This is a genomic window from Ideonella livida, from assembly GCF_010499455.1.
Classification (GTDB): Bacteria; Pseudomonadota; Gammaproteobacteria; order Burkholderiales; family Burkholderiaceae_C; genus Ideonella; species Ideonella livida.
The window spans coordinates 44,774-63,118 of the sequence record NZ_JAAGOH010000011.1 but is presented as its reverse complement, the minus strand read 5'-3'; the positions used below and the strand labels follow the sequence as shown (position 1 = coordinate 63,118).

Sequence of the window (18,345 nt, the reverse complement as noted above, 5' to 3'; positions counted from 1 at the left end):
GGTTCAGCCTTCGCCGCTGCCGGCATCCAGCGCCCGGCCGGGTGTGAGGAAATGTCCGCCCGCCACATGGTGCAGGGTGCGCAGCGCGTCGCCGGCCTGGTCGAAGGTCCAGCGGCCTTGATGGAAGACCCGGGCGTCGGCCCAGGCGGCGGTCACTTCGGCCAGGAACAGGTCGTAGCTCTGCTCCACATGCGGCTCGCGCAGCAGCCGCGCGTCCAGCCAGGCGACGCAGCCGGCCACCAGCGGGCTGGCGGCCTGCGGCTCGTCCAGCGCGCAGGCGCCCTCGGGCGGGGTGAACTTGTCCCGCGTGGCGCCGCTGTAGCCGCCCAAACGGTGCACCAGGGCGGCCTGGGCGGCGCAGGGCACGCTCAGGGCCAGGCGTCCGCTGGCCTCGATGAGCTGGCGGGTGTAGGCCGCCTTGTCGATCACCACCGCCACCCGCGGGGGGTGGAAGTCCAGCGGCATGACCCATGCCGCTGGCATCAGGTTGGCGCGGCCCTCGTGACAGGCGCTCACCAGCACGGTGGGGCCGTGGTTGAGCAGGCGGTAGGCATGGCGCAGGTCGATGGCTTGACGCATGTCGGTGGGCAGAGTGGCGAAGAGGGGCGACGCCGGGGGGGGGGCGCCGCCGGCAAGCATGTCAGAAAGGCAGCGGCGCTTCCAGCTGCAGGAACTGGCCGGTGAACGGATGCTGCAGGTCCAGGCGCCAGGCATGCAGGCACAGCCTGGGGGCCGCCGCCACGGCCGCCGGCGGGGCGTAGAGCTCATCGCCCAGGATGGGGTGCCCCAGGGCCTGCAGGTGCACCCGCAGTTGGTGGGAGCGGCCGGTCAGCGGCTCCAACAGCAGGCGTGCGCCATGCGGTCCGGCCGGCGCCAGGCGGCTCCAGCGGGTCTGGGCCGGCTTGCCGCGTTCCCGGTCCACCTGCTGGCGGGGCCGGCGGGGCCAGTCGCAGGCCAGGGGCAGGTCCACCTCACCCTGGTCCGCCGGCGGCGTGCCCCACACCAGGGCCTGGTAGCGCTTGTCCACCTGCCGCAGCTCGAAGGCCCGCGACAAGGCCCGCTGCGCCTGTACATGCCGGGCCAGCACCAGCAGGCCGGAGGTGCCCATGTCCAGGCGGTGCACCACCAGTGCCTCGGGGTTGTCCTGCAGCACCCGGCCCCAGGCGTGATCGGCCCCGGCCTCGCCCTTGCCGGGGACCGACAGCAGGCCCGCCGGCTTGTCGATGACGATCAGGTCGGCGTCCTCGAACACCCGCGCCGGGGGGCCGGGCGGGACGGCCACCGGCCGCGGCGGGGGCGGTGGGTCGCGCGCCGGCAAGCCAGGAGGCAGGGCCTGGGAGCCGTCGGGCAGCGGGGGCGTGGAGGCAGGCGGGGCATTCACGGCCCGAAGTGTGCCAACAAGTCCCGGCGCGACGGACGGCCACCTGCTGTTGGCAATACCCCACCAAGTAACATGCGCGCCATGCTGCACTCCCTGTTTCCCCTGGGCTGGGTCCATTACCTGGCCGGTGGCCTGCTGCTGGGCACCGGCGTGGGCCTGCTGTTCCTGCTCACCGGCCGCATCGGGGGCATGAGCACGGTCTTCTCCTCCACCTGGACCTATGTGGTGGACCGGCCGTTCTTCCGCCAGGTGCGGCTGGTGGACAGCCGTGCTTGGCGTCTGGTCTACGCCCTGGGCCTGGTGGCGGGGGCCGGCCTGTGGTGGGGCCTCTCCGGCGCGGACCAGACCCTGTCCACCGGGCAGAGTCCATGGCGCCTGCTCCTGGGCGGCCTGCTGGTGGGTTTTGGCGCTCGCCTGGCCAATGGCTGCACCTCCGGACATGGCTTGTGCGGCCTGGGTTCGCTGCATTGGCCCTCGCTGGTGGCGGTACTGACCTTCATGGCCGCGGCCTTTGCCACCGCCCAGTGGCTCCACCACCTTGGCGTCTGAGCCCATGCTGTACCCGACCCCCTCCCCCTGCTTTGCGCTCACCCCGGCACGAGCGCTGGCCGTGTTCCTGTGCGGCGGCCTGTTTGGCTATGGCCTGTCGCTGTCCACCATGATCCAGCCCCAGGTGGTGCTGTCCTTTCTGCGTTGGCAAGACTTCGGCCTCACCCTGGTGATGGGCGGCGGCGTCGCGGTGATCCTGTTGGCCTATGGCCTGGGCCCGCGCCTGTTGCGCCAGCCGCTGCTGGGCGGGCGTGGTGTGGGCTTTGACGCCCACCTGGCGCGGCTGGACCGGCCCACGGTGCTGGGCTCGGCCCTGTTTGGTGTGGGCTGGGGGCTGTGCGGCGTCTGTCCCGGCCCGGCCATTGCCGGCCTGGGTGCGGGCATGACCGACCTGTTGTGGGCCCTGGCCGGCATGGCCGGCGGGGCGCTGCTGCAGGGCTGGTGGGCCGACCGGCGCCGGGCCTGAACCGCCCGGTCTGCCTCCGGCTTCACCAGGCCCGCGACCAGGCCAAGGCTGGGCGGCCCTGGCCGTCCAGGCGCAGGGCCAGGCCTCCCCCCGGGCGCGTGGTGCCCGATGCCTGCGCCGCCGGCCGCACCACCGCCCCCAGGCCGGTGCCGATCAGGGCGCCGGCCACCATGTCCGAGACCCAGTGCCGGTGCGACTGGATGTCCGAGGCCAGGCCCAGGACCAGCAGGCCGTAGGGCCAGGCCAGGCTGTCGTAGCTGTCGGCATAGACCTTGGCCACCGCAAACCACACGGTCACATGAAAGGACGGCATGGAGGTGCCCATGGGACCGGAAGGCAGGCGCGTCGCGCGGCGGTGGCCGAAGTCCCAGGGGTCGTCGGTGAAGGCGCCCTCCGCATCGGTCTCCGGGTGCCAGGGGTCCTGGGGGCGCTTGCGCCCGGTCACCGTCTTGAGCAGCAGCTCGCTGACCACCACCGACCAGACCATGGCCTGCCCGGCGGCCAGCCCGGTGCGCTCGGCCTGCGCGTCGCCCAGGGCCCAGCCACCCAGCCAGGTCCCGGCCACGCCCAGGGCCAGCCAGCCGTCGGTGCCGCCGGTGCCCACATGCCGCAGCGGGCCAGGCGCCTCGGGCAGGTGGAAGCCTTGCAGCGGCTTTTCCACATGCTGCTGCCAGGCGCGGGTCAAGGGCTTGTCCAGCAGCACCAGGCCGGCCACGCCCAGGGCAGCCCGGGCCACGGTCTGCCGGTCTTCGCCCCAGGGGGCGGTGGCAATGCGCTGTGCCTGGGCTGGCCAGGCCGACCAGGCTTGCGACCAGGGCGAGGCGGGACCGGCCTCCGGTGCGGCAGCTGCCGGGGCGGGCGCCGAGGAGGCCGGTGGCGAAGCCTCCGGGGCGGGTGGTGGCGCCAAGGCCGATGACGCCGGCGGGGCCGCCGCCTGCGTGCCCGTCACCTGCGCGCCCGCCACCCAGGGGGCACCGGCCAGCAGGGCGCACAGCCCCAGGGTCCAGGGTCTGCGACGGTGCCGGCAGGCCCGGGGCTGCAGCGAGGGGGGGCAGGGGGACAGGACAGGCGGACGCATGCCGCGATCTTGCGTGGCGCCGGGGGCCGGCCAAGCCCGGAGCAGCAGGGACCTCCCGGCGCAGTTCCGGACCCAGGCCGCCCGGGCGCCCGCCCTGACCGCGGGCTGTGGCCGGCTGTGGGCGGCTTTCTATACTGGTGGGTTCCACACAAGGCTTGGACATGACGATGACCCCCAAGGCGACGGCTGGCGCCACCCTTCTGGTCCTGGCGGCGCTGCTGGCCGGCTGCGCGCAGCTGCCCGCGGGCTTTGAGCCCGATCCGAACTTCGAGGTGCCCTCGGTGCTGTCTCCGTCCAGCGGCCGAACCCGGGTGTGGGTGAGTGACCGCGCGGCCGCCGGTGCCGATGCCCTGGCCCAGCGTGCCGTGGGCGAGCTGGCCGAGCACGTCCGCCGCCAGATCGAGGTGGAGGGGCGTACCGAGCTGCTGCTGCGCCCGCCCGAGGGGGAGCCCTTCGTGCAGGTGCAGCCCCGGGTGCTGCGGGCCCAGGTCGAGGACCAGTGGATTGAAGGCGGCACCGAGGCCTACAAGCTGGTGATGACCCGCAAGGTCGGCCCCTCGCACACCCACACCGCCCGGGTCGAAGGTGCGGTGGACCTGCAGGTGATGCCGCAAGGTCCCCTGCTGGCCAGCCTGCCCTTCAAGGCCGAGGTGGTGAGCACCGGCGAAGCCCAGGCGCCCACGCCCGAGCAGGCCCGTCAGCTGCTGGACCAGGCGGTGCAGCAGGCCGTGCGCAGCATGCGTGGCGCCTTTCCCAGCGCCGTGGTGCGCGAGACCGCCCAGGCCGTGCTGCTGCGCGGCCGGGTGATGGCCCGCCAGGTGCAGCCGGCCACCGGCGCCGCCTTGTTCCAGGTGGCCCTGGGCAAGGACGATGGCCTGCGCCACCAGGACCCGGTGCGCTTTGTGCGCACCGAGCTGGACACCGCCGGCCGCCCGGTGGAGCGCATCACCGGTGAGGGCCGGGTGGTGCAGGTCCTGCATGCCGATCGCGCCTGGGTGCGGGTGGACGATCCGAGCCAGGCCCGCGCCATCCACGGCGGCGACCAGGCCCGCAAGGTCTACCCGGTCCAGGTCGGGTCCTGAGGCGTCCGGCCGGCCCGCCTGCCGGCCACGGCCCTGGTGTCCGTCCGCAGGTCGGCTGACACGATCGGGCAACACGCCTTTACATGGTGGCAGCACGGCGGCTGCCGACCGCGTGGAGCATGACGGACCTCAAGGCTTCAGGGCCCTGGCCGGGGTCAGATGGGCCCCGTGGGCCAGGGCGCTGGCCCGACCGCCTGGCCTCACCGTCTGGACCTGCCGTGCCCCGTCCCGTCTCATCTCCCGCCCATATCCTCCTCCCGTCCGCGGCCGCCTGCACCGCAGGACGGCTTTTGCCGCACCGTCTGGCCCGTGCGGTCCTGGGTCTGGGCCTGGGGGCCGGCCTGTGCGTGGGCCTGGGCGCCTGCGCCGTGAAGGGGGCAACGGCGGCGGCTCCCGGCCCGGCCCCGTCAGCCACCGCGGCCACGCCGGCCCCGGTGGGCCCGGCCCAGCTGCCCCCCGCCTGGGCCCAGGCCGGCGAGCTCCCCGGCACCGCCCCGGATGCAGAGGCCCTGGCCCGCTGGTGGCGCCTGCTGGACGACGCCCGGCTCGATCGCCTCATGCAGCGGGCGCTGGCCCACAACAGCACCCTGGCGCAGGCCCAGGCCAGCCTGCGCCAGGCCCAGGCGGTGCGCCGTGCCACCGAGGCCAGCCAGGCTCCTGCCGTCTCGGCCAGCGCCGGCTACAGCCGCAGCCGCAGCGCGGGCAGTACCGTGCCCCGCGCCGAGGCCGGCCTGAGCGCGGGCTGGTCCCCCGACCTCAACGGCGCCCAGGCCGCCGCCCGTCGTGCGGCCGAGGCCGATGAGTCCGCCGCCCTGGCGGACGTGGACACCGCCCGCATGACCCTGGCGGCCCAGGTGGGTCTGGCCTATCTGGGCTGGTGTGATGCCCGCTTGCGCGAGGAGCTGCAGCGCCGCTATGCCGAGAGCCTGGGCCAGACCCTGGTGCTGACCCGTTGGCGGGCGCAGGCCGGCCTGGACAGTGTGCTCACCCTGGAGCAGGCCCGTCTGGCCGCCGAACAGGCCCTGGCGGCGCTGCCGCTGCTGGCCATCGAGGCGGCCCAGGCCGAGCACCAGCTCGCGGCCCTCACCGGCCAGACCCCCGGCGCGGTGCAGGCGCTGCTGGCGGGCCCGGCGGGCTGGCCCGACGAGCGCGCCGCGCTGCAGGGCCTGGCCACCGGCGTGCCGGCCGACCTGCTGCGCCGCCGGCCCGACCTGCGGGCGGCCGAGGCCGCGGTGCAGGCCCAGTGGGCACGCCGCGACCAGACCCGACGCGAGGGCTGGCCCGGCCTGAGCCTGAGCGGCTCCCTGGGTTTTCAGGCGCTGAGCCTGGGGGCTTTGGGAGGGGCTGGCACGGGCGTGGCGGCCCTGGCCGCCACCATCTCCGGCCCCCTTTGGGACCACGGGCAGCGCGACGCGCTGGTGGCCCAGCAGGATGCCGCGCTGGACCTGAGCCGCCTGCAGTACGAGGCTGCGGTGCGTACCGCCTTGCAGGAGGTGGAGGACGCGCTGGTGGCCCTGCGCGGGCACAGCGTGCGGCTGGAGCCCCTGGCCCGGGCGGCCGATGCCGCCGAGGCCCTGGCCCAGACCACCCGCCAGCAGCGCGAGGCGGGGCTGGTCGCCCTGACCGACCAGCTCAGTGCCGAGCGCAGCCTGCAGTCGGCCCTGCTGAACCTGCAAGCCGGGCGCGCGCTGCGCACCCAGGCCCTGGTCACGCTCTACCAGGTCCTGGGCGGTGGCTGGGCGCCCGACGTGGCGGCCCCGGGCGCCCCGCCGGCTTCCGCCCCGGCGTCCTCACCGGCCACCGCGGTTCAGGACCACGCCACGCGGTCCTGAGCCGCTGCCGCCGACCGGCCCCTGCCGGTCCCGGCGTGTGCCGGTGCCCCCTGTCCCCGCCCGCCTGAGCCCCCTTTTGCGGTCCTCCGCCGTCTTCCGCCATGAACGATCCCACCTCCGATTCCTCCTCCTCCCGTGATGCTGCCGGCGGCCTGCCCGACTGGCTGCGAACCGAAGGCCGGCCCCTCTGGCGCCGTCCGGTCGCCTGGGCGGCCGGTCTGGTCTTGTGGGGTGGGGTCGCCGCCCTGTTCGGGCTGGGCAGCGAACCGCCGGCCGCCGTGCGCTACCTGACCGAGCCCGTCACCCAAGGGGACCTGGCGGTCACCGTCACCGCCAACGGCACCCTCCAGCCCACCCGCTCGGTGAGCATTGGCAGCGAGCTCTCGGGCACCGTCTCCCGCGTGCTGGTGGACGTGAACGACCGGGTGCGCCAGGGGCAGGTGCTGGTGGAGCTGGACACCGCCAAGCTCGGGGACCAGATCACCCAGTCCCAGGCGGCGGTGACCAGCGCCGAGGCCAGCCTGCAGCAGGCGCAGGCCAGCACCCTGGAGGCGCGCCAGAGCCTGGCCCGGCTGCAGGAGGTGCAACGCCTGTCGGCCGGCCGGCTGCCCGCCGCCACCGAGCTGGAAGCCGCCCAGGCCACCCTGGCCAAGGCGCTGGCCGCCGAGGCCGTGGCGCGGGCCGCCGTGACCCAGGCCCAGGCCACCCTGAGCACCAACCGCACCAACCTGGCCAAGGCCTCGATCCGCGCGCCCATGGACGGGGTCATCCTCACCCGCAACGTCGAGCCTGGCTATGCGGTGGCCGCCTCGCTGCAGGCGGTGACCTTGTTCACCCTGGCGGCCGACCTGCGTCAGCTCAAGCTCTCGGTCAACGTGGACGAGGCCGACGTGGCCCAGGTGCAGACCGGGCAGACGGCGCGCTTCTCGGTGAGCGCCTGGCCCGGCCGCCAGTACCCGGCCACCATCACCCGGGTGGCCTATGGCTCCACCACCACCGACAACGTGGTGACCTACACCACCCAGCTCGACGTGGCCAACGCCGACCTGAGCCTGCGCCCCGGCATGACGGCCACCGCCCTGATCGCCGCCACCGAGCACCGCGGCGTGCTGCTCGTGCCCAATGCGGCGCTGGGTTTCACCCCCGCGACGGGCACGCCCGCCGCCGCGGCCCAGGGCGGTGGCGTGATCGACAAGCTCATGCCCAAGCCGCCCGGCATGGGCAGCGGTGGCAAGCGCAGCGGCACCGCCGCGGGTGCCGGCCGCCAGGTCTGGGTGCTGCGTGACGGGGCGCCGCAGGCGGTGCCGGTCACTGTGGGCCTGAGCAACGGCCGGCAGACCGAAGTCCGTGGCGAAGGCCTGGCCCCGGGCGTGCGGGTCATCGTGGCCCGGCAGACCGGCCCTGCCGCCCCGGCCGCCGGGAGCGCGCCGTGAGCGCGCCGCTCATCCGCCTGCGCGGGGTGGATAAGACCTATGGCCGCGGCGCGGTGGCCTTCCGGGCGCTGCGCCAGGTGGACCTGGACATCAAGGCCGGGGACTTCGTGGCCATCATGGGCCCCAGCGGCTCGGGCAAGTCCACCGCCATGAACACCCTGGGCTGCCTGGACACGCCCAGTGCCGGCGAGTACTGGCTGGACGGTATCCCCGTGCACCGCCTGCAGCGCGACCAGCGTGCGCTGCTGCGCCGCCGGCTGCTGGGCTTCGTCTTCCAGGGCTTCAACCTGCTGGCCCGCACCTCGGCGGTGGAGAACGTGGAGCTGCCGCTGCTCTACCGCGGTGAGCCCGCCCGCACCCGCCGGGCCGCCGCCCAGGCCGCGCTGGCCCAGGTGGGCCTGGCCGGCTGGGGCCACCACACCCCGGGCGAGCTCTCGGGTGGGCAGCAGCAGCGCGTGGCCATCGCGCGCGCCCTGGTCACCCAGCCGCGCGTGCTGCTGGCCGACGAGCCCACCGGCAACCTGGACTCCGCCCGCAGCCACGAGATCATGGCCTTGCTGCAGACCCTCAACGAGCGCCAGGGCATCACCGTGCTCATGGTGACCCACGAACCCGACATGGCCGCCTATGCGCGGCGCATCGTCCACTTCCGGGACGGCCGTGTCGACCACGACGAGGTGCTGGACGAAGCGGCCCGCACCCGCGCACCGGTGGCCGGTGCCACCCCGGCCGAGCCGGCTGCCCAGGAGGCCTGAACCATGCTGGGCAACACCCTGCTGCTGGCGCTGCGCGCCATCCGCCGCAACCTGCTGCGCTCCTTCCTCACGGTGCTGGGCATCGTGATCGGGGTGGCCGCGGTCATCACCATGGTCACCCTGGGCCAGGGTGCCACCCAGGCGGTGCGCGACCAGATCAGCAGCTTGGGCAGCAACCTGCTGCAGATCCGACCCGGCCAGCGCCTGGGGCCGGGCATGGGCGGCGCGGGCGCGCCGTCCTTCAAGGAGGCCGATGCCGAGGCCATCGCCAGCCGCATTGGCGGGCTCAAGGCGGTGGCGCCGGAGGTGCGCGCCTCGGTCACCGTCATCGCCAACGGCCGCAACTGGCAGACCACCGTGACCGGCAGCACCAATGCCTACTTCGTGGCGGGCAACTGGACGGTGGCCGACGGCCGCACCTTCAGTGACGAGGAGCTGGCCGCCGGCGCGGCCGTCTGCCTGCTGGGGGCCACGGTGCAGCGCGAGCTGTTCGGGGCCGACACCGAGGTCATCGGCCAGCAGGTGCGGGTCAAGGGTTTCTCCTGCGAGGTCATCGGCCGGCTGGGCAGCAAGGGCCAGGCGGCCATGGGCATGGACCAGGACGACACCATCGTCGTGCCGGTGCGCACCGCCATGCGACGGGTGACGGGCAGCACCCGGGTCAACACCCTGCTGGTGTCCATGGCCGACGGCACCGAGGCGGCCAGCACCATCCAGGCGGTGTCCGCGCTGCTGCGCGAGCGCCGGCGCATCGCCGACGGGGCGGACGACAACTTCAATGTGCTGGACACCGCACAGATTGCCAACACCCTCTCGGGCACCACGCAGCTCATGACTTCGCTGCTGGGCGCGGTGGCCGCGGTGAGCCTGCTGGTGGGCGGCATCGGCATCATGAACATCATGCTGGTGAGCGTGACCGAGCGCACCCGCGAGATCGGCATCCGCCTGGCCATCGGCGCCTTGGAGCGTGATGTGCTGCTGCAGTTCCTGATCGAGGCGGTGGTGCTTTCCAGCCTGGGCGGCCTGGTGGGCATCGTCTTGGCGCTGGGCGCCACGGTGGGGCTGGCCGGGCTGATGGGCCTGCCCTTCCTGTTCAACCCCGGCATCAACCTGCTGGCTTTCGGCTTCTCGGCCGCCATCGGGGTGGTGTTCGGCTACTTTCCGGCGCGCCGTGCCGCGCGTCTGGACCCGATCGACGCCCTGCGCCACGAGTGAAGGGCGGCCCTGGCCGCCCTGGCCACAGCGCCCAGAAACGGCAAAGCCCCGCCGAGGCGGGGCTTTGCTGTGCGGCGGCCACAGGCCGCAGGGCCCGGGACCGGATCGCCGGCGACCTGGATCAGCCGACGAAGGCGCGTTCGATGACGAAGTCGCCCGGGGTGGTGGTGTTGCCTTCAGCCAGGCCGCGGGCTTCCATCATTTCCTTCAGGTCACGCAGCATGGCCGAGCTGCCGCAGATCATCACGCGGTCTTCCTCGCGGTTCAGGGCGGGCACGCCCAGGTCGGCGAAGAGCTTGCCGTTCTCGATCAGGTCGGTGACGCGGCCCTGGTTCTTGAACGGCTCACGGGTGACCGTGGGGTAGTACTTCAGCTGCTTGCTGACCATCTCGCCCAGGAACTCGTGCTGGGGCAGCTCCTGCGTGAGGTAGTCGTGGTAAGCCAGTTCCTTCACTTCGCGCACGCCGTGCACCAGGATGACTTCCTCGAACTTCTCGTAGGTCTCCGGGTCGCGGATGATCGACAGGAAGGGGGCCATGCCGGTGCCGGTAGACAGCAGGTACAGGCGCTTGCCCGGCACCAGGTAGTCGATCAGCAGGGTGCCGGTGGGCTTCTTGCCCACGATGACGGAGTCGCCCACCTGGATGTGCTGCAGCCGGCTGGTCAGCGGGCCGTCCTGCACCTTGATGGACAGGAACTCCAGCGTCTCCTCGTAGTTGGGGCTGACGATGGAGTAGGCGCGCAGCAGCGGCTTGCCGTCGACGCGCAGGCCGATCATCGTGAAGTGGCCGTTGGAGAAGCGCAGGCCGGCGTCACGGGTGGTGGTGAAGCTGAACAGGCGGTCGGTCCAGTGATGCACGCTCAGCACGCGCTCTTCGTGGAAGGCACTCATGGTCGGAGGGCTGGGAATTTGACAGGTTGTGGGGAGCGCCTGACCCGCGCCGCATCCCGCAGCACCTCCCAGGCGAACTCCGTATTATCCCTGAAGGGTGGGACGAACCGCGAAAGCCCCTGTCCGCGACCGCTTGAGGCGGCGCAAACCCGGGCTTGATTCAGGTCATGCCTGCCGCGTTGAGCCGTGGCCCAGCCAGTCTGCCAGCACCTGGGCCTGGTGCTCGCCCAGGGTGGGCGGGGCCTGCCGGTAGGCCACCGGGCTGGCCGACAGGCGCATGGGGTTGGCCACGCCGGGCACGCTGCCAAAGGCCGGGTGTGGCAGGTCGATTCGCAGCCCGCGTGCCAGGACCTGCGGGTCGGCGAAGACCTCGGCCAGGCGGTTGATCGGGCCGCAGGGCACGGCCAGGGTCTCGAGCAGCGCGATCCAGTTGGCCGTGGTGCGCATGACCGTGGCCTGGCGCATCAGCGGGATCAGCACCTCGCGGTGGGCCACCCGCGCCGGGTTGGTGGCAAAGCGGTCGTCGGTGGCCCATTCCGGGTGGCCCGCGGCGCTGCAGAAGCGGCTGAACTGTCCGTCGTTGCCGATGGCCAGGATCATGTCGCCGTCAGCGGTGGGAAAGTCCTGGTACGGGACGATGGTGGGGTGGGCGTTGCCCATGCGCCGGGGCGAGGTGCCGGTGGTGAGGAAGCTGGCCGCTTGGTTGGCCAGGGCGGCCACCTGGACGTCCAGCAGGGCCAGGTCGATGTGCTGGCCTTCGCCGCTGGCGTGGCGGTGGTTCAGGGCCGCCAGCACGGCGATGGTGGCATACAGCCCGGTCATGATGTCCACCAGGGCCACGCCGACCTTCTGCGGCCCGGCGCCGTCCTCGCCGTCGGGGCGCCCGGTCAGGCTCATGAGCCCACCGAGGCCCTGGATGAGGAAGTCGTAGCCGGCTCGCTCGGCGTAGGGCCCGGTCTGGCCGAAGCCGGTGATGGAGCAGTAGATGAGCCGGGGGTTGAGGGCCTTGAGGCTGTCGTAATCCAGGCCGTAGGCGGCCAGGCCGCCGACCTTGAAGTTCTCCACCACCACGTCGGCCCGGGTGGCCAGTTCGTGCAGCAGGGCCTGCCCTTCGGGGGTGGCCATGTCCACGGCGATGGAGCGCTTGTTGCGGTTGGCGCACTGGAAGTAGGCGGCCTGGCGGCTGTCGGCGCCCTCGGCATCCTTCACCCAGGGCGGGCCCCAGGCGCGGGTGTCGTCGCCGGCGCCGGGACGCTCCACCTTCACCACGTCGGCGCCTAGGTCGCCCAGCAGCTGGGTGGCCCAGGGGCCGGCCAGCACGCGCGACAGGTCCAGGACCTTCAGGCCCTGCAGTGCCCCGGCCGCCATGGTCAGAACGCGGCGATGCCGGTCATGGCACGGCCCAGGATCAGGGCGTGGATGTCGTGCGTGCCTTCGTAGGTGTTGACCACTTCCAGGTTCACCAGGTGGCGGGCCACACCGAACTCGTCGCTGATGCCGTTGCCGCCCAGCATGTCGCGGGCGGTGCGGGCAATGTCCAGTGCCTTGCCGCAGCTGTTGCGCTTCATGATGGAGGTGATCTCCACCGCGGCGGTGCCCTCGTCCTTCATGCGGCCCAGGCGCAGGCAGCCTTGCAGGCCCAGCGTGATCTCGGTCTGCATGTCGGCCAGCTTCTTCTGGACCAGCTGGTTGGCGGCCAGGGGCTTGCCGAACTGCTTGCGGTCCAGCGTGTACTGGCGGGCGGTGTGCCAGCAGGCCTCAGCCGCGCCCAGCGCGCCCCAGGCGATGCCGTAGCGCGCACTGTTCAGGCAGGTGAACGGGCCCTTCAGGCCGCGCACCTCGGGGAAGGCGTTCTCCTCGGGGCAGAACACCTCCTCCATCACGATCTCGCCGGTGATGCTGGCGCGCAGGCCCACCTTGCCGTGGATGGCCGGGGCGGACAGGCCCTTCCAGCCCTTCTCCAGCACAAAGCCGCGGATCTGGCCTTCGTCGTCCTTGGCCCAGACCACAAACACGTCGGCCACCGGCGAGTTGGTGATCCACATCTTGGAGCCGGTCAGGCTGTAGCCGCCCGGCACCTTGCGGGCGCGGGTGACCATGCTGCCGGGGTCGGAGCCGTGGTTGGGCTCGGTCAGGCCGAAGCAGCCGATCCACTCGCCGCGCGCCAGCTTGGGCAGGTACTTCTGCTTGGTGGCCTCGTTGCCGAAGGCGTGGATCGGCACCATCACCAGCGAGGACTGCACGCTCATCATCGAGCGGTAGCCCGAGTCCACCCGCTCCACCTCGCGCGCCACCAGGCCGTAGCAGACGTAGTTCAGGCCGGCGCCGCCGTAGGCCTCGGGGATGGTGGGGCCCAGCAGGCCCAGCTCGCCCATCTCCGGGAAGATGCTCACGTCCATGCGCTCATGCCGGAAGGCCTCCAGCACGCGCGGGGCCAGGCGTTCTTGGCAGTAGGCGTGCGCAGCGTCACGCACCTGGCGCTCGTCGTCGCTCAGCTGCTGGTCCAGCAGCAGTGGATCGTCCCATTGGAAGGCGGCTTTGCGAGGGGTGGACATGGCGGTTGTCTCCGGGAAGAAATGAGGCTGAAGTGCTTAGGGCTCATCTTATGCAGCCGTCACTCCCCGAATCAAACGAGAATTTGGCACGCTGGTGTGCGCTTTATGCACACCGGAGGGCGGCCAGGCCGATGTCTGCCCCGTATCCGGGCCCGGCCGGGTCGTGACGCCACAGGAGACGTGCATGCGCCGCAAACTGCCTTCCACCGCCGCCCTGGCGGCTTTCGAGTCTGCCGCCCGCCACCAGAGCTTCACGCGGGCGGCCACCGAGCTCTCGGTGACCCAGAGTGCCATCTGCCGGCAGGTGGCCACCCTGGAGGAGTTCCTGGGGGTCAAGCTGTTCAGGCGCGGCCAGCGTGGCATAGCCCTGACCGAGGCCGGCCAGCGCTATGCCCGCAGCGTGGCCCAGCGTCTGGACGCGGTGGAGCGCGATGCGCTGGACCTGATGGCCCAGGGAGATGCGGCCACCGGCGGCTCCCTGGAGTTGGCGGTGGTGCCCAGCTTTGCCACCGAGTGGCTGCTGCCCCGGCTGGCGGATTTCCAGGCCCGGCATCCGGGCATCACGGTGCACCTGGGTGCCCGCACCCGTCCTTTCCTGTTTGAGGACACGGCCTTTGACGCGGCCATCCACCCCGGGCATGGGCTCTGGCCCGGCACCCAGGGCGTGGCCCTGCTGCCCGAGCCCTTGATCGTGGTGGCCAGCCCGACCCGCATGGCCGGACGCCGCGCCCTGACGCTGGAGGAGATGCGGGCCGAGCCCCTGCTGCAGGCCAGCACCCGGCCCGAAGCCTGGCGGCAGTGGTTCGCCGCGCAGGGCCTGGACTGGCCACAGGCGGTGGCGGGGCCGCGGATGGAGCTGTTCTCGATGCTGGTGGAAGCGGCGGCCCTGGGCTTGGGCCTGGCCCTGGTGCCGCGCCTGCTGGTGGAGCGGCACCTGGCCGCCGGGCGTCTGGTGCAGGCCTGCCCGGCCATCATGCCCAGCGGGCGCAGCTACCACCTGGTCCATCCGCCCGCCCGGGCCGGCCTGCCGGCGCTGCAGTGCTTCAGCCAGTGGCTGCAGGCGCAGGCCCGCGACTACCTGGAGGCCGGGATCCGCTGAGCGTGTGGCCGCCCGCGGACACCTGCGGTGGCGCGGCGTCCGGCTCAGCCGGCCTTGTCGGCTGCGCTGGTGAAGCTGTCGGCGAAGAACTCGTCTTCAGGCAGGCCGCAGCGCGTGGTGAAGTCGCGGCGCGCGGACGCCACCATCACCGGCGCGCCGCAGGCATAGACCTGATGGCCGCTCAGGTCAGGCAGGTCGGCCATGACGGCCTCATGGACCAGCCCGGTGCGACCGCTCCAGCCGGCCTCGGGCTCGGAGAGGACCGGCACATAGCGCAGCGACGGCAAGCTGGCGGCCTGCGCCTGCGCCCAGTCGTGCAGGTACAGGTCTGCCTGGCGGCGGCAGCCCCAATAGAGCACCACCGGCCGGGCAATGCCCTGGGCCTGCAGGCGCTCCAGCAGCGCCTTGATCGGCGCCAGCCCGGTGCCCGAGGCCAGCATCACGATGGGCTTGTCCGATTCCTCACGCAGGTAGAAGGTGCCGAACGGACCCTCCATGCGCACGATCTCCTTTTCCTTCATGGTGCTGAACACCACGTCGGTGAACTGGCCGCCGGGCATGTGGCGGATATGCAGTTCGATGGCCGCCGGCGTGCCCAGGTTGTGCGGCGCATTGGCCATCGAGTAGCTGCGGCGCTCGCCATTGCGCAGGATGAAGTCCACATATTGCCCGGCCTTGAACTGGAAGTTCTGGTTGGCCGGGAGCTGCACCCGCATCCGCATGACGTCTGCGGCCAGGCGCTCCAGCTGCAGGATGCGCCCGGGCATCTTCAGCACCGGGTACTCGCCGTCGCCGGTGACACCGCGGGCTTCCACCACGCAGTCGCTGCGCGGGTGGGCCACGCAGCTCAGGATCAGGCCATTGGCGGCCTCGGCCGCGCTCAGGGCCTTTTCCTGGTGGGGGCCGTGGGACACCTCGCCCTGCAGCAGACGGCATTTGCACGAGCCACAGGCGCCGTCCTTGCAGCCATAGGGCAGGCCGATGCCCGCACGGATGGCGGCGTTGAGCAGGGGTTCGTCGGCCTCGGCGTCGAAGGCTCGTGACGAGGGCTGGAGGGTGATGCGGAAGCTCATGATCGCGGGAGGGGGATGGGGGGCCGGCGTGGGCGGGCCGGGCGCCTACACTGCGGCCGCCAGCCGCAGGCTGGCGGCGGCCGGGCAGCCCCGGATTGTCCCCCAATGGCCAATGGCCCCTGTCCCACCCCACCTTGCGCCGATGAAGCCGCTCCGCCCCCGCCGTCCCACCGTTCCCGCCCACCGTGCGGTCCATGCCATGGCCCGACGCCGCACCTTGCTGGTGGTGGGCTGCGGGGATGTCGGGCTGCGGGTGCTCCAGCAGCTGCAGGCCGGCCCGGCCCGGGCCAAGGCCTGGCGCGTGCTGGCCCTCACCTCCAGCCCGGGCCGGATGGCGGCGCTGCGGCAGGCAGGCGCCCAACCCGTGCCCGGCAACCTGGACCGTCCCGAGAGCCTGCGGCGCCTGGCCGGCCTGGCGCAGGCTGTGCTGCACCTGGCGCCACCGCCGGCGGTTGGGGCCCAGGACCCGCGCACCCGCCACCTGCTGCAGGCCCTGCGCCGCGGCACTGCGCCGCAGGCTGCGGTGTACGGCAGCACCACCGGGGTGTATGGCGATGCCGCCGGCGCCTGGCTGGACGAGACCCGAACGCTGGCCCCGGCCACCGACCGAGCCCGTCGCCGCGTGGCTGCCGAGTCGCTGTGGCGCAGCGCGGCCCATCGCCGGCCCGGGTGCGTGCTGCGCATCCCGGGCATCTATGCGCTGGACCGCGAAGGGGGTGACCCGCGCGACCGCGTGCGTCGCGGAGCGCCGGTGCTGGCACCGCAGGAGGACGTCTACACCAACCATATCCATGCCGAGGACCTGGCGCAGGCCTGCCTGGCGGCGCTCTGGCGTGGCCGACCCGGTCGGGTCTACCACGTCTGCGACGACAGCCAGCGCCGCATGGGCGAACACTTCGAAGTGGTGGCCCAGGCGTGTGGCCTGCCGCCACCGCCGCGGCTGACCCGGGCCCAGGCCCGCGAGCGGCTCTCGCCGGTGCAGCTGAGTTTCTGGGCCGAATCCCGCCGCCTGCGCAACCGGCGACTGGTGCAGGAACTGGGCGTGCGCCTGCGCTATCCGGATGTGCTGGACGCGCTGCGAGAGGCGCAGGACTGAGCGCCCTGACGCCTCAGCGCGTGGCCGGTGGTGGCCAGCCCGTGGCCGGCGGCCGTCCCAGCATCAGCCCACCCAGCATGCCCCCCAAGTGGGCCAGGTGCGCCACATGGCCCAGCTGCTGGTCCAGCCAGGCGGCGCCGGGCAGCACCGGAAACAGCAGGTACAGCTCCAGTCCCCCGTACACCAGGGCCAGGGTTCGGGCCTTGACCTCCAGTCCAGGCAGCAAGGGCAGTCGCTCTTCGGGGAAGTGCAGCGCAAAGGCCACCATCAGGCCATAGAGTCCGCCCGAGGCGCCGATGAGCACGGCGCTCTCCTGCAGCCAAGGGGCCAGCAGCACATGGACGATGCCCGCCCACAGCACGCTGGCCAGGAAAGTCTCGAGCAGCCACTGCCGGCCCCGTACCTCCTCCAGCGGCGGCGCGAACAACCACAAGCCCAGCACATTGAACAGCAGGTGGATCCAGCCGCCGTGGATGAAGGCATAGGTCAGCGGCTGCCAGAGATGGAAGTCCGGCGAGCTCGGGCGCGGCAGGGCCAGCAGGGCATGCAGCCGCTGCGTCCATGCCGGCGAGCCGCCCAGCAGCCACAGCAGCAGCGGGCCCAGGAACAGCAGCAGGCACACGCCGACCAGGCCACGGCTGACCAGATCGGGCGGGCGGGCAGGGGAGGGAGGACGGCTCAAGGCGTGACCTCAGGTGCCGGCGGCGCCGCCGGGGCGGCGCCGGCACTCAACGGCGCCGGGACTGCGAGCGCCAGTACTTGAACATCAGCCAGCCGCCGCCCATGCCGGCCAGCACGGCGAAGTGCGCCAGCCCGTCGCCGCTGAACAGGCCCATGAGCAGCTCCAGGCCGCCGAACAGCATGACGAAGTGCTTCTGCTTCATCGGGATCGGCGGGAACAGGGGCATGATCACCCGGTCGGGGAAATGCCGCGCCGAAGCGAACAGCAGGCCGAACAGCGCCCCGGACATGCCGCGCACCGGGCCCACGTAGGGCACGACCAGGCCCAGGAAGATGGTGGCCAGCGCGGTGGCCAGCAGGCAGGCGGCCAGGTACTGCAGGTAGCGGCGCTGACCCCAGAACATCTCCAGCTCGCCGCCGAACATCCACAGCGCCAGGGCGTTGAAGAACAGCGCCAGCATGTCGGCATGCAGGAAGGCAAAGGTGAAGGGCTGCCACGGCATGAACTGCCCCGAGCCCAGCGGCCACAGGGCGAACCACAGGCTCAAGGGCGCCAGCAGGCTCAGGCAGAAGACGGCGGTGCAGATCAGCAACAGCGCCTTGGTGATGGGTGGGATGTGGGGCATGGACGCTCGCGAACGGACAGGATCGTCGGGGCGCCGCGGTGCGGGTTGCCGCAGGCGCGGGCAGGACAGCGCGCAGTATCCGCCAAGGTGGGGCCGGTCTCGAGCCCTGGGGTGGGCCGACAGGTGCGGGCTGAGGTCTTGTGCACGCCTGCCGAAGGACAGGTGGCAGGCGCAGCGTGCGCCGGGGGAGCTGGACGGCCTGACCATCCCGCGCCGGGGATGGTGCCCGGGGCCGGACTCGAACCGGCACACCTTGCGGCGGGGGATTTTGAATCCCCTGCGTCTACCGATTTCGCCACCCGGGCGGGGTGGACACCGGGAGACACGCTCCCGGGTCGGCAGTCCAGCAGAACCCGGGGTGCGGGTTCGTGCAATCCACAGATTATGGCATGCCGCTCGCGTGTGGTCACTGCGTACCGGCCAGGAACCCTTGGGCGTGCAGTTCCGCGCCGGCCCTGGATAATGCGCGCCGGCCGGCCGCGTCTCGCTTTTCCGTGGAGGCGCCGGCATCCCCTGCCGTCCGGTGGCCAGC

18 protein-coding genes and 1 tRNA gene are annotated in these 18,345 nt (G+C 72.5%); 9 read left to right on the top strand and 10 right to left on the bottom strand.

Going from position 1 to position 18,345, the window contains the following annotated elements:
• Positions 1–3 precede the first annotated feature (3 nt).
• Together G3A44_RS10830 and G3A44_RS10825 are read right to left on the bottom strand one after the other, a co-directional pair.
• The gene (locus tag G3A44_RS10830) at positions 4–579 is read right to left on the bottom strand and encodes a flavin reductase family protein (RefSeq protein ID WP_163457537.1); all 576 of its coding nucleotides are present in this window, start codon (positions 577–579) and stop codon (positions 4–6) included.
• A 61-nt stretch (positions 580–640) separates the two neighbouring features.
• Positions 641–1,381, bottom strand: coding sequence for an RluA family pseudouridine synthase (locus G3A44_RS10825; RefSeq protein ID WP_310734360.1), 741 nt, complete (start codon positions 1,379–1,381; stop codon positions 641–643).
• Between G3A44_RS10825 and G3A44_RS23935 the strand changes: the two genes are divergently transcribed.
• On the top strand, positions 1,334–1,930 hold the full coding sequence (locus G3A44_RS23935; protein ID WP_310734363.1) for a YeeE/YedE family protein: 597 nt from the start codon (positions 1,334–1,336) through the stop codon (positions 1,928–1,930). The two genes, G3A44_RS10825 and G3A44_RS23935, sit on opposite strands and share 48 nt — an antisense overlap.
• Before the next feature lie 4 nt (positions 1,931–1,934).
• Complete coding sequence (locus G3A44_RS10815) at positions 1,935–2,396, top strand: DUF6691 family protein (RefSeq protein WP_239061807.1); 462 nt, start codon at positions 1,935–1,937, stop codon at positions 2,394–2,396.
• Between the two features lie 22 nt (positions 2,397–2,418).
• On the opposite strand, the gene G3A44_RS10810 is transcribed toward G3A44_RS10815, so the two are convergent.
• The gene (locus G3A44_RS10810) at positions 2,419–3,474 is read right to left on the bottom strand and encodes a phosphatase PAP2 family protein (RefSeq protein WP_163457534.1); all 1,056 of its coding nucleotides are present in this window, start codon (positions 3,472–3,474) and stop codon (positions 2,419–2,421) included.
• 161 nt (positions 3,475–3,635) lie between these two features.
• Between G3A44_RS10810 and G3A44_RS10805 the strand changes: the two genes are divergently transcribed.
• The 5 genes from G3A44_RS10805 to G3A44_RS10785 all read left to right on the top strand — a co-directional run bounded on the left by G3A44_RS10805 (position 3,636) and on the right by G3A44_RS10785 (position 9,791).
• The gene (locus G3A44_RS10805) at positions 3,636–4,556 is read left to right on the top strand and encodes a hypothetical protein (RefSeq protein ID WP_163457533.1); all 921 of its coding nucleotides are present in this window, start codon (positions 3,636–3,638) and stop codon (positions 4,554–4,556) included.
• A gap of 290 nt (positions 4,557–4,846) precedes the next feature.
• A complete protein-coding gene (locus G3A44_RS10800) occupies positions 4,847–6,388 on the top strand; it encodes an efflux transporter outer membrane subunit (RefSeq protein ID WP_163457532.1) in 1,542 nt (513 codons plus the stop codon).
• Positions 6,389–6,489: 101 nt separating this feature from the next.
• The gene (locus G3A44_RS10795) at positions 6,490–7,821 is read left to right on the top strand and encodes an efflux RND transporter periplasmic adaptor subunit (protein ID WP_163457531.1); all 1,332 of its coding nucleotides are present in this window, start codon (positions 6,490–6,492) and stop codon (positions 7,819–7,821) included.
• Positions 7,818–8,576, top strand: coding sequence for an ABC transporter ATP-binding protein (locus G3A44_RS10790; protein WP_163457530.1), 759 nt, complete (start codon positions 7,818–7,820; stop codon positions 8,574–8,576). Before G3A44_RS10795 ends, G3A44_RS10790 begins: the two co-directional genes overlap by 4 nt.
• Before the next feature lie 3 nt (positions 8,577–8,579).
• Positions 8,580–9,791 (top strand): ABC transporter permease, encoded by a 1,212-nt coding sequence (locus G3A44_RS10785; RefSeq protein WP_163457529.1) that lies wholly within the window; start codon positions 8,580–8,582, stop codon positions 9,789–9,791.
• Positions 9,792–9,912: 121 nt separating this feature from the next.
• Here G3A44_RS10785 and G3A44_RS10780 read toward each other — a convergent pair whose 3' ends face one another.
• From G3A44_RS10780 to G3A44_RS10770, 3 genes are all read right to left on the bottom strand, one after another.
• Complete coding sequence (locus G3A44_RS10780) at positions 9,913–10,683, bottom strand: ferredoxin--NADP reductase (RefSeq protein ID WP_163457528.1); 771 nt, start codon at positions 10,681–10,683, stop codon at positions 9,913–9,915.
• Positions 10,684–10,848: 165 nt separating this feature from the next.
• Positions 10,849–12,051 carry a CaiB/BaiF CoA transferase family protein gene (locus G3A44_RS10775; RefSeq protein WP_163457527.1) on the bottom strand — a complete coding sequence of 401 codons (1,203 nt, stop codon included), beginning with the start codon at positions 12,049–12,051 and terminating at the stop codon, positions 10,849–10,851.
• Between the two features lie 2 nt (positions 12,052–12,053).
• Positions 12,054–13,238: an acyl-CoA dehydrogenase gene (locus G3A44_RS10770; RefSeq protein WP_163457526.1), complete on the bottom strand. Its 1,185-nt coding sequence runs from the start codon at positions 13,236–13,238 to the stop codon at positions 12,054–12,056.
• A gap of 184 nt (positions 13,239–13,422) precedes the next feature.
• Between G3A44_RS10770 and G3A44_RS10765 the strand changes: the two genes are divergently transcribed.
• Complete coding sequence (locus G3A44_RS10765; RefSeq protein WP_163457525.1) at positions 13,423–14,337, top strand: LysR substrate-binding domain-containing protein; 915 nt, start codon at positions 13,423–13,425, stop codon at positions 14,335–14,337.
• A gap of 44 nt (positions 14,338–14,381) precedes the next feature.
• On the opposite strand, the gene G3A44_RS10760 is transcribed toward G3A44_RS10765, so the two are convergent.
• Positions 14,382–15,410, bottom strand: a complete 1,029-nt coding sequence (locus G3A44_RS10760) for a CDP-6-deoxy-delta-3,4-glucoseen reductase (RefSeq protein WP_163457524.1) — start codon at positions 15,408–15,410, stop codon at positions 14,382–14,384.
• Positions 15,411–15,609: 199 nt separating this feature from the next.
• On the opposite strand from G3A44_RS10760, the gene G3A44_RS10755 reads away from it, so the two are divergent.
• A complete protein-coding gene (locus G3A44_RS10755; protein ID WP_239061806.1) occupies positions 15,610–16,506 on the top strand; it encodes an SDR family oxidoreductase in 897 nt (298 codons plus the stop codon).
• A 13-nt stretch (positions 16,507–16,519) separates the two neighbouring features.
• Here the strand turns inward: G3A44_RS10755 and G3A44_RS10750 are convergent, their stop codons facing one another.
• The 3 genes from G3A44_RS10750 to G3A44_RS10740 form a co-directional block, all read right to left on the bottom strand.
• Positions 16,520–17,188, bottom strand: a complete 669-nt coding sequence (locus tag G3A44_RS10750) for a rhomboid family intramembrane serine protease (RefSeq protein ID WP_163457522.1) — start codon at positions 17,186–17,188, stop codon at positions 16,520–16,522.
• A gap of 46 nt (positions 17,189–17,234) precedes the next feature.
• On the bottom strand, positions 17,235–17,813 hold the full coding sequence (locus G3A44_RS10745) for a rhomboid family intramembrane serine protease (protein ID WP_163457521.1): 579 nt from the start codon (positions 17,811–17,813) through the stop codon (positions 17,235–17,237).
• 220 nt (positions 17,814–18,033) lie between these two features.
• A tRNA-Leu gene (locus G3A44_RS10740) sits at positions 18,034–18,118 on the bottom strand.
• Positions 18,119–18,345 lie beyond the last annotated feature (227 nt).

Coding starts and splice junctions, on each gene's coding strand:
- G3A44_RS10830 (WP_163457537.1), bottom strand. CDS start 579: ATGCGTCAAGCCATCGACCTGCGCCATGCCTACCGCCTGCTCAACCAC.
- G3A44_RS10815 (WP_239061807.1), top strand. CDS start 1,935: ATGCTGTACCCGACCCCCTCCCCCTGCTTTGCGCTCACCCCGGCACGA.
- G3A44_RS10810 (WP_163457534.1), bottom strand. CDS start 3,474: ATGCGTCCGCCTGTCCTGTCCCCCTGCCCCCCCTCGCTGCAGCCCCGG.
- G3A44_RS10805 (WP_163457533.1), top strand. CDS start 3,636: ATGACGATGACCCCCAAGGCGACGGCTGGCGCCACCCTTCTGGTCCTG.
- G3A44_RS10795 (WP_163457531.1), top strand. CDS start 6,490: ATGAACGATCCCACCTCCGATTCCTCCTCCTCCCGTGATGCTGCCGGC.
- G3A44_RS10785 (WP_163457529.1), top strand. CDS start 8,580: ATGCTGGGCAACACCCTGCTGCTGGCGCTGCGCGCCATCCGCCGCAAC.
- G3A44_RS10780 (WP_163457528.1), bottom strand. CDS start 10,683: ATGAGTGCCTTCCACGAAGAGCGCGTGCTGAGCGTGCATCACTGGACC.
- G3A44_RS10775 (WP_163457527.1), bottom strand. CDS start 12,051: ATGGCGGCCGGGGCACTGCAGGGCCTGAAGGTCCTGGACCTGTCGCGC.
- G3A44_RS10770 (WP_163457526.1), bottom strand. CDS start 13,238: ATGTCCACCCCTCGCAAAGCCGCCTTCCAATGGGACGATCCACTGCTG.
- G3A44_RS10765 (WP_163457525.1), top strand. CDS start 13,423: ATGCGCCGCAAACTGCCTTCCACCGCCGCCCTGGCGGCTTTCGAGTCT.
- G3A44_RS10760 (WP_163457524.1), bottom strand. CDS start 15,410: ATGAGCTTCCGCATCACCCTCCAGCCCTCGTCACGAGCCTTCGACGCC.
- G3A44_RS10755 (WP_239061806.1), top strand. CDS start 15,610: ATGGCCCGACGCCGCACCTTGCTGGTGGTGGGCTGCGGGGATGTCGGG.
- G3A44_RS10745 (WP_163457521.1), bottom strand. CDS start 17,813: ATGCCCCACATCCCACCCATCACCAAGGCGCTGTTGCTGATCTGCACC.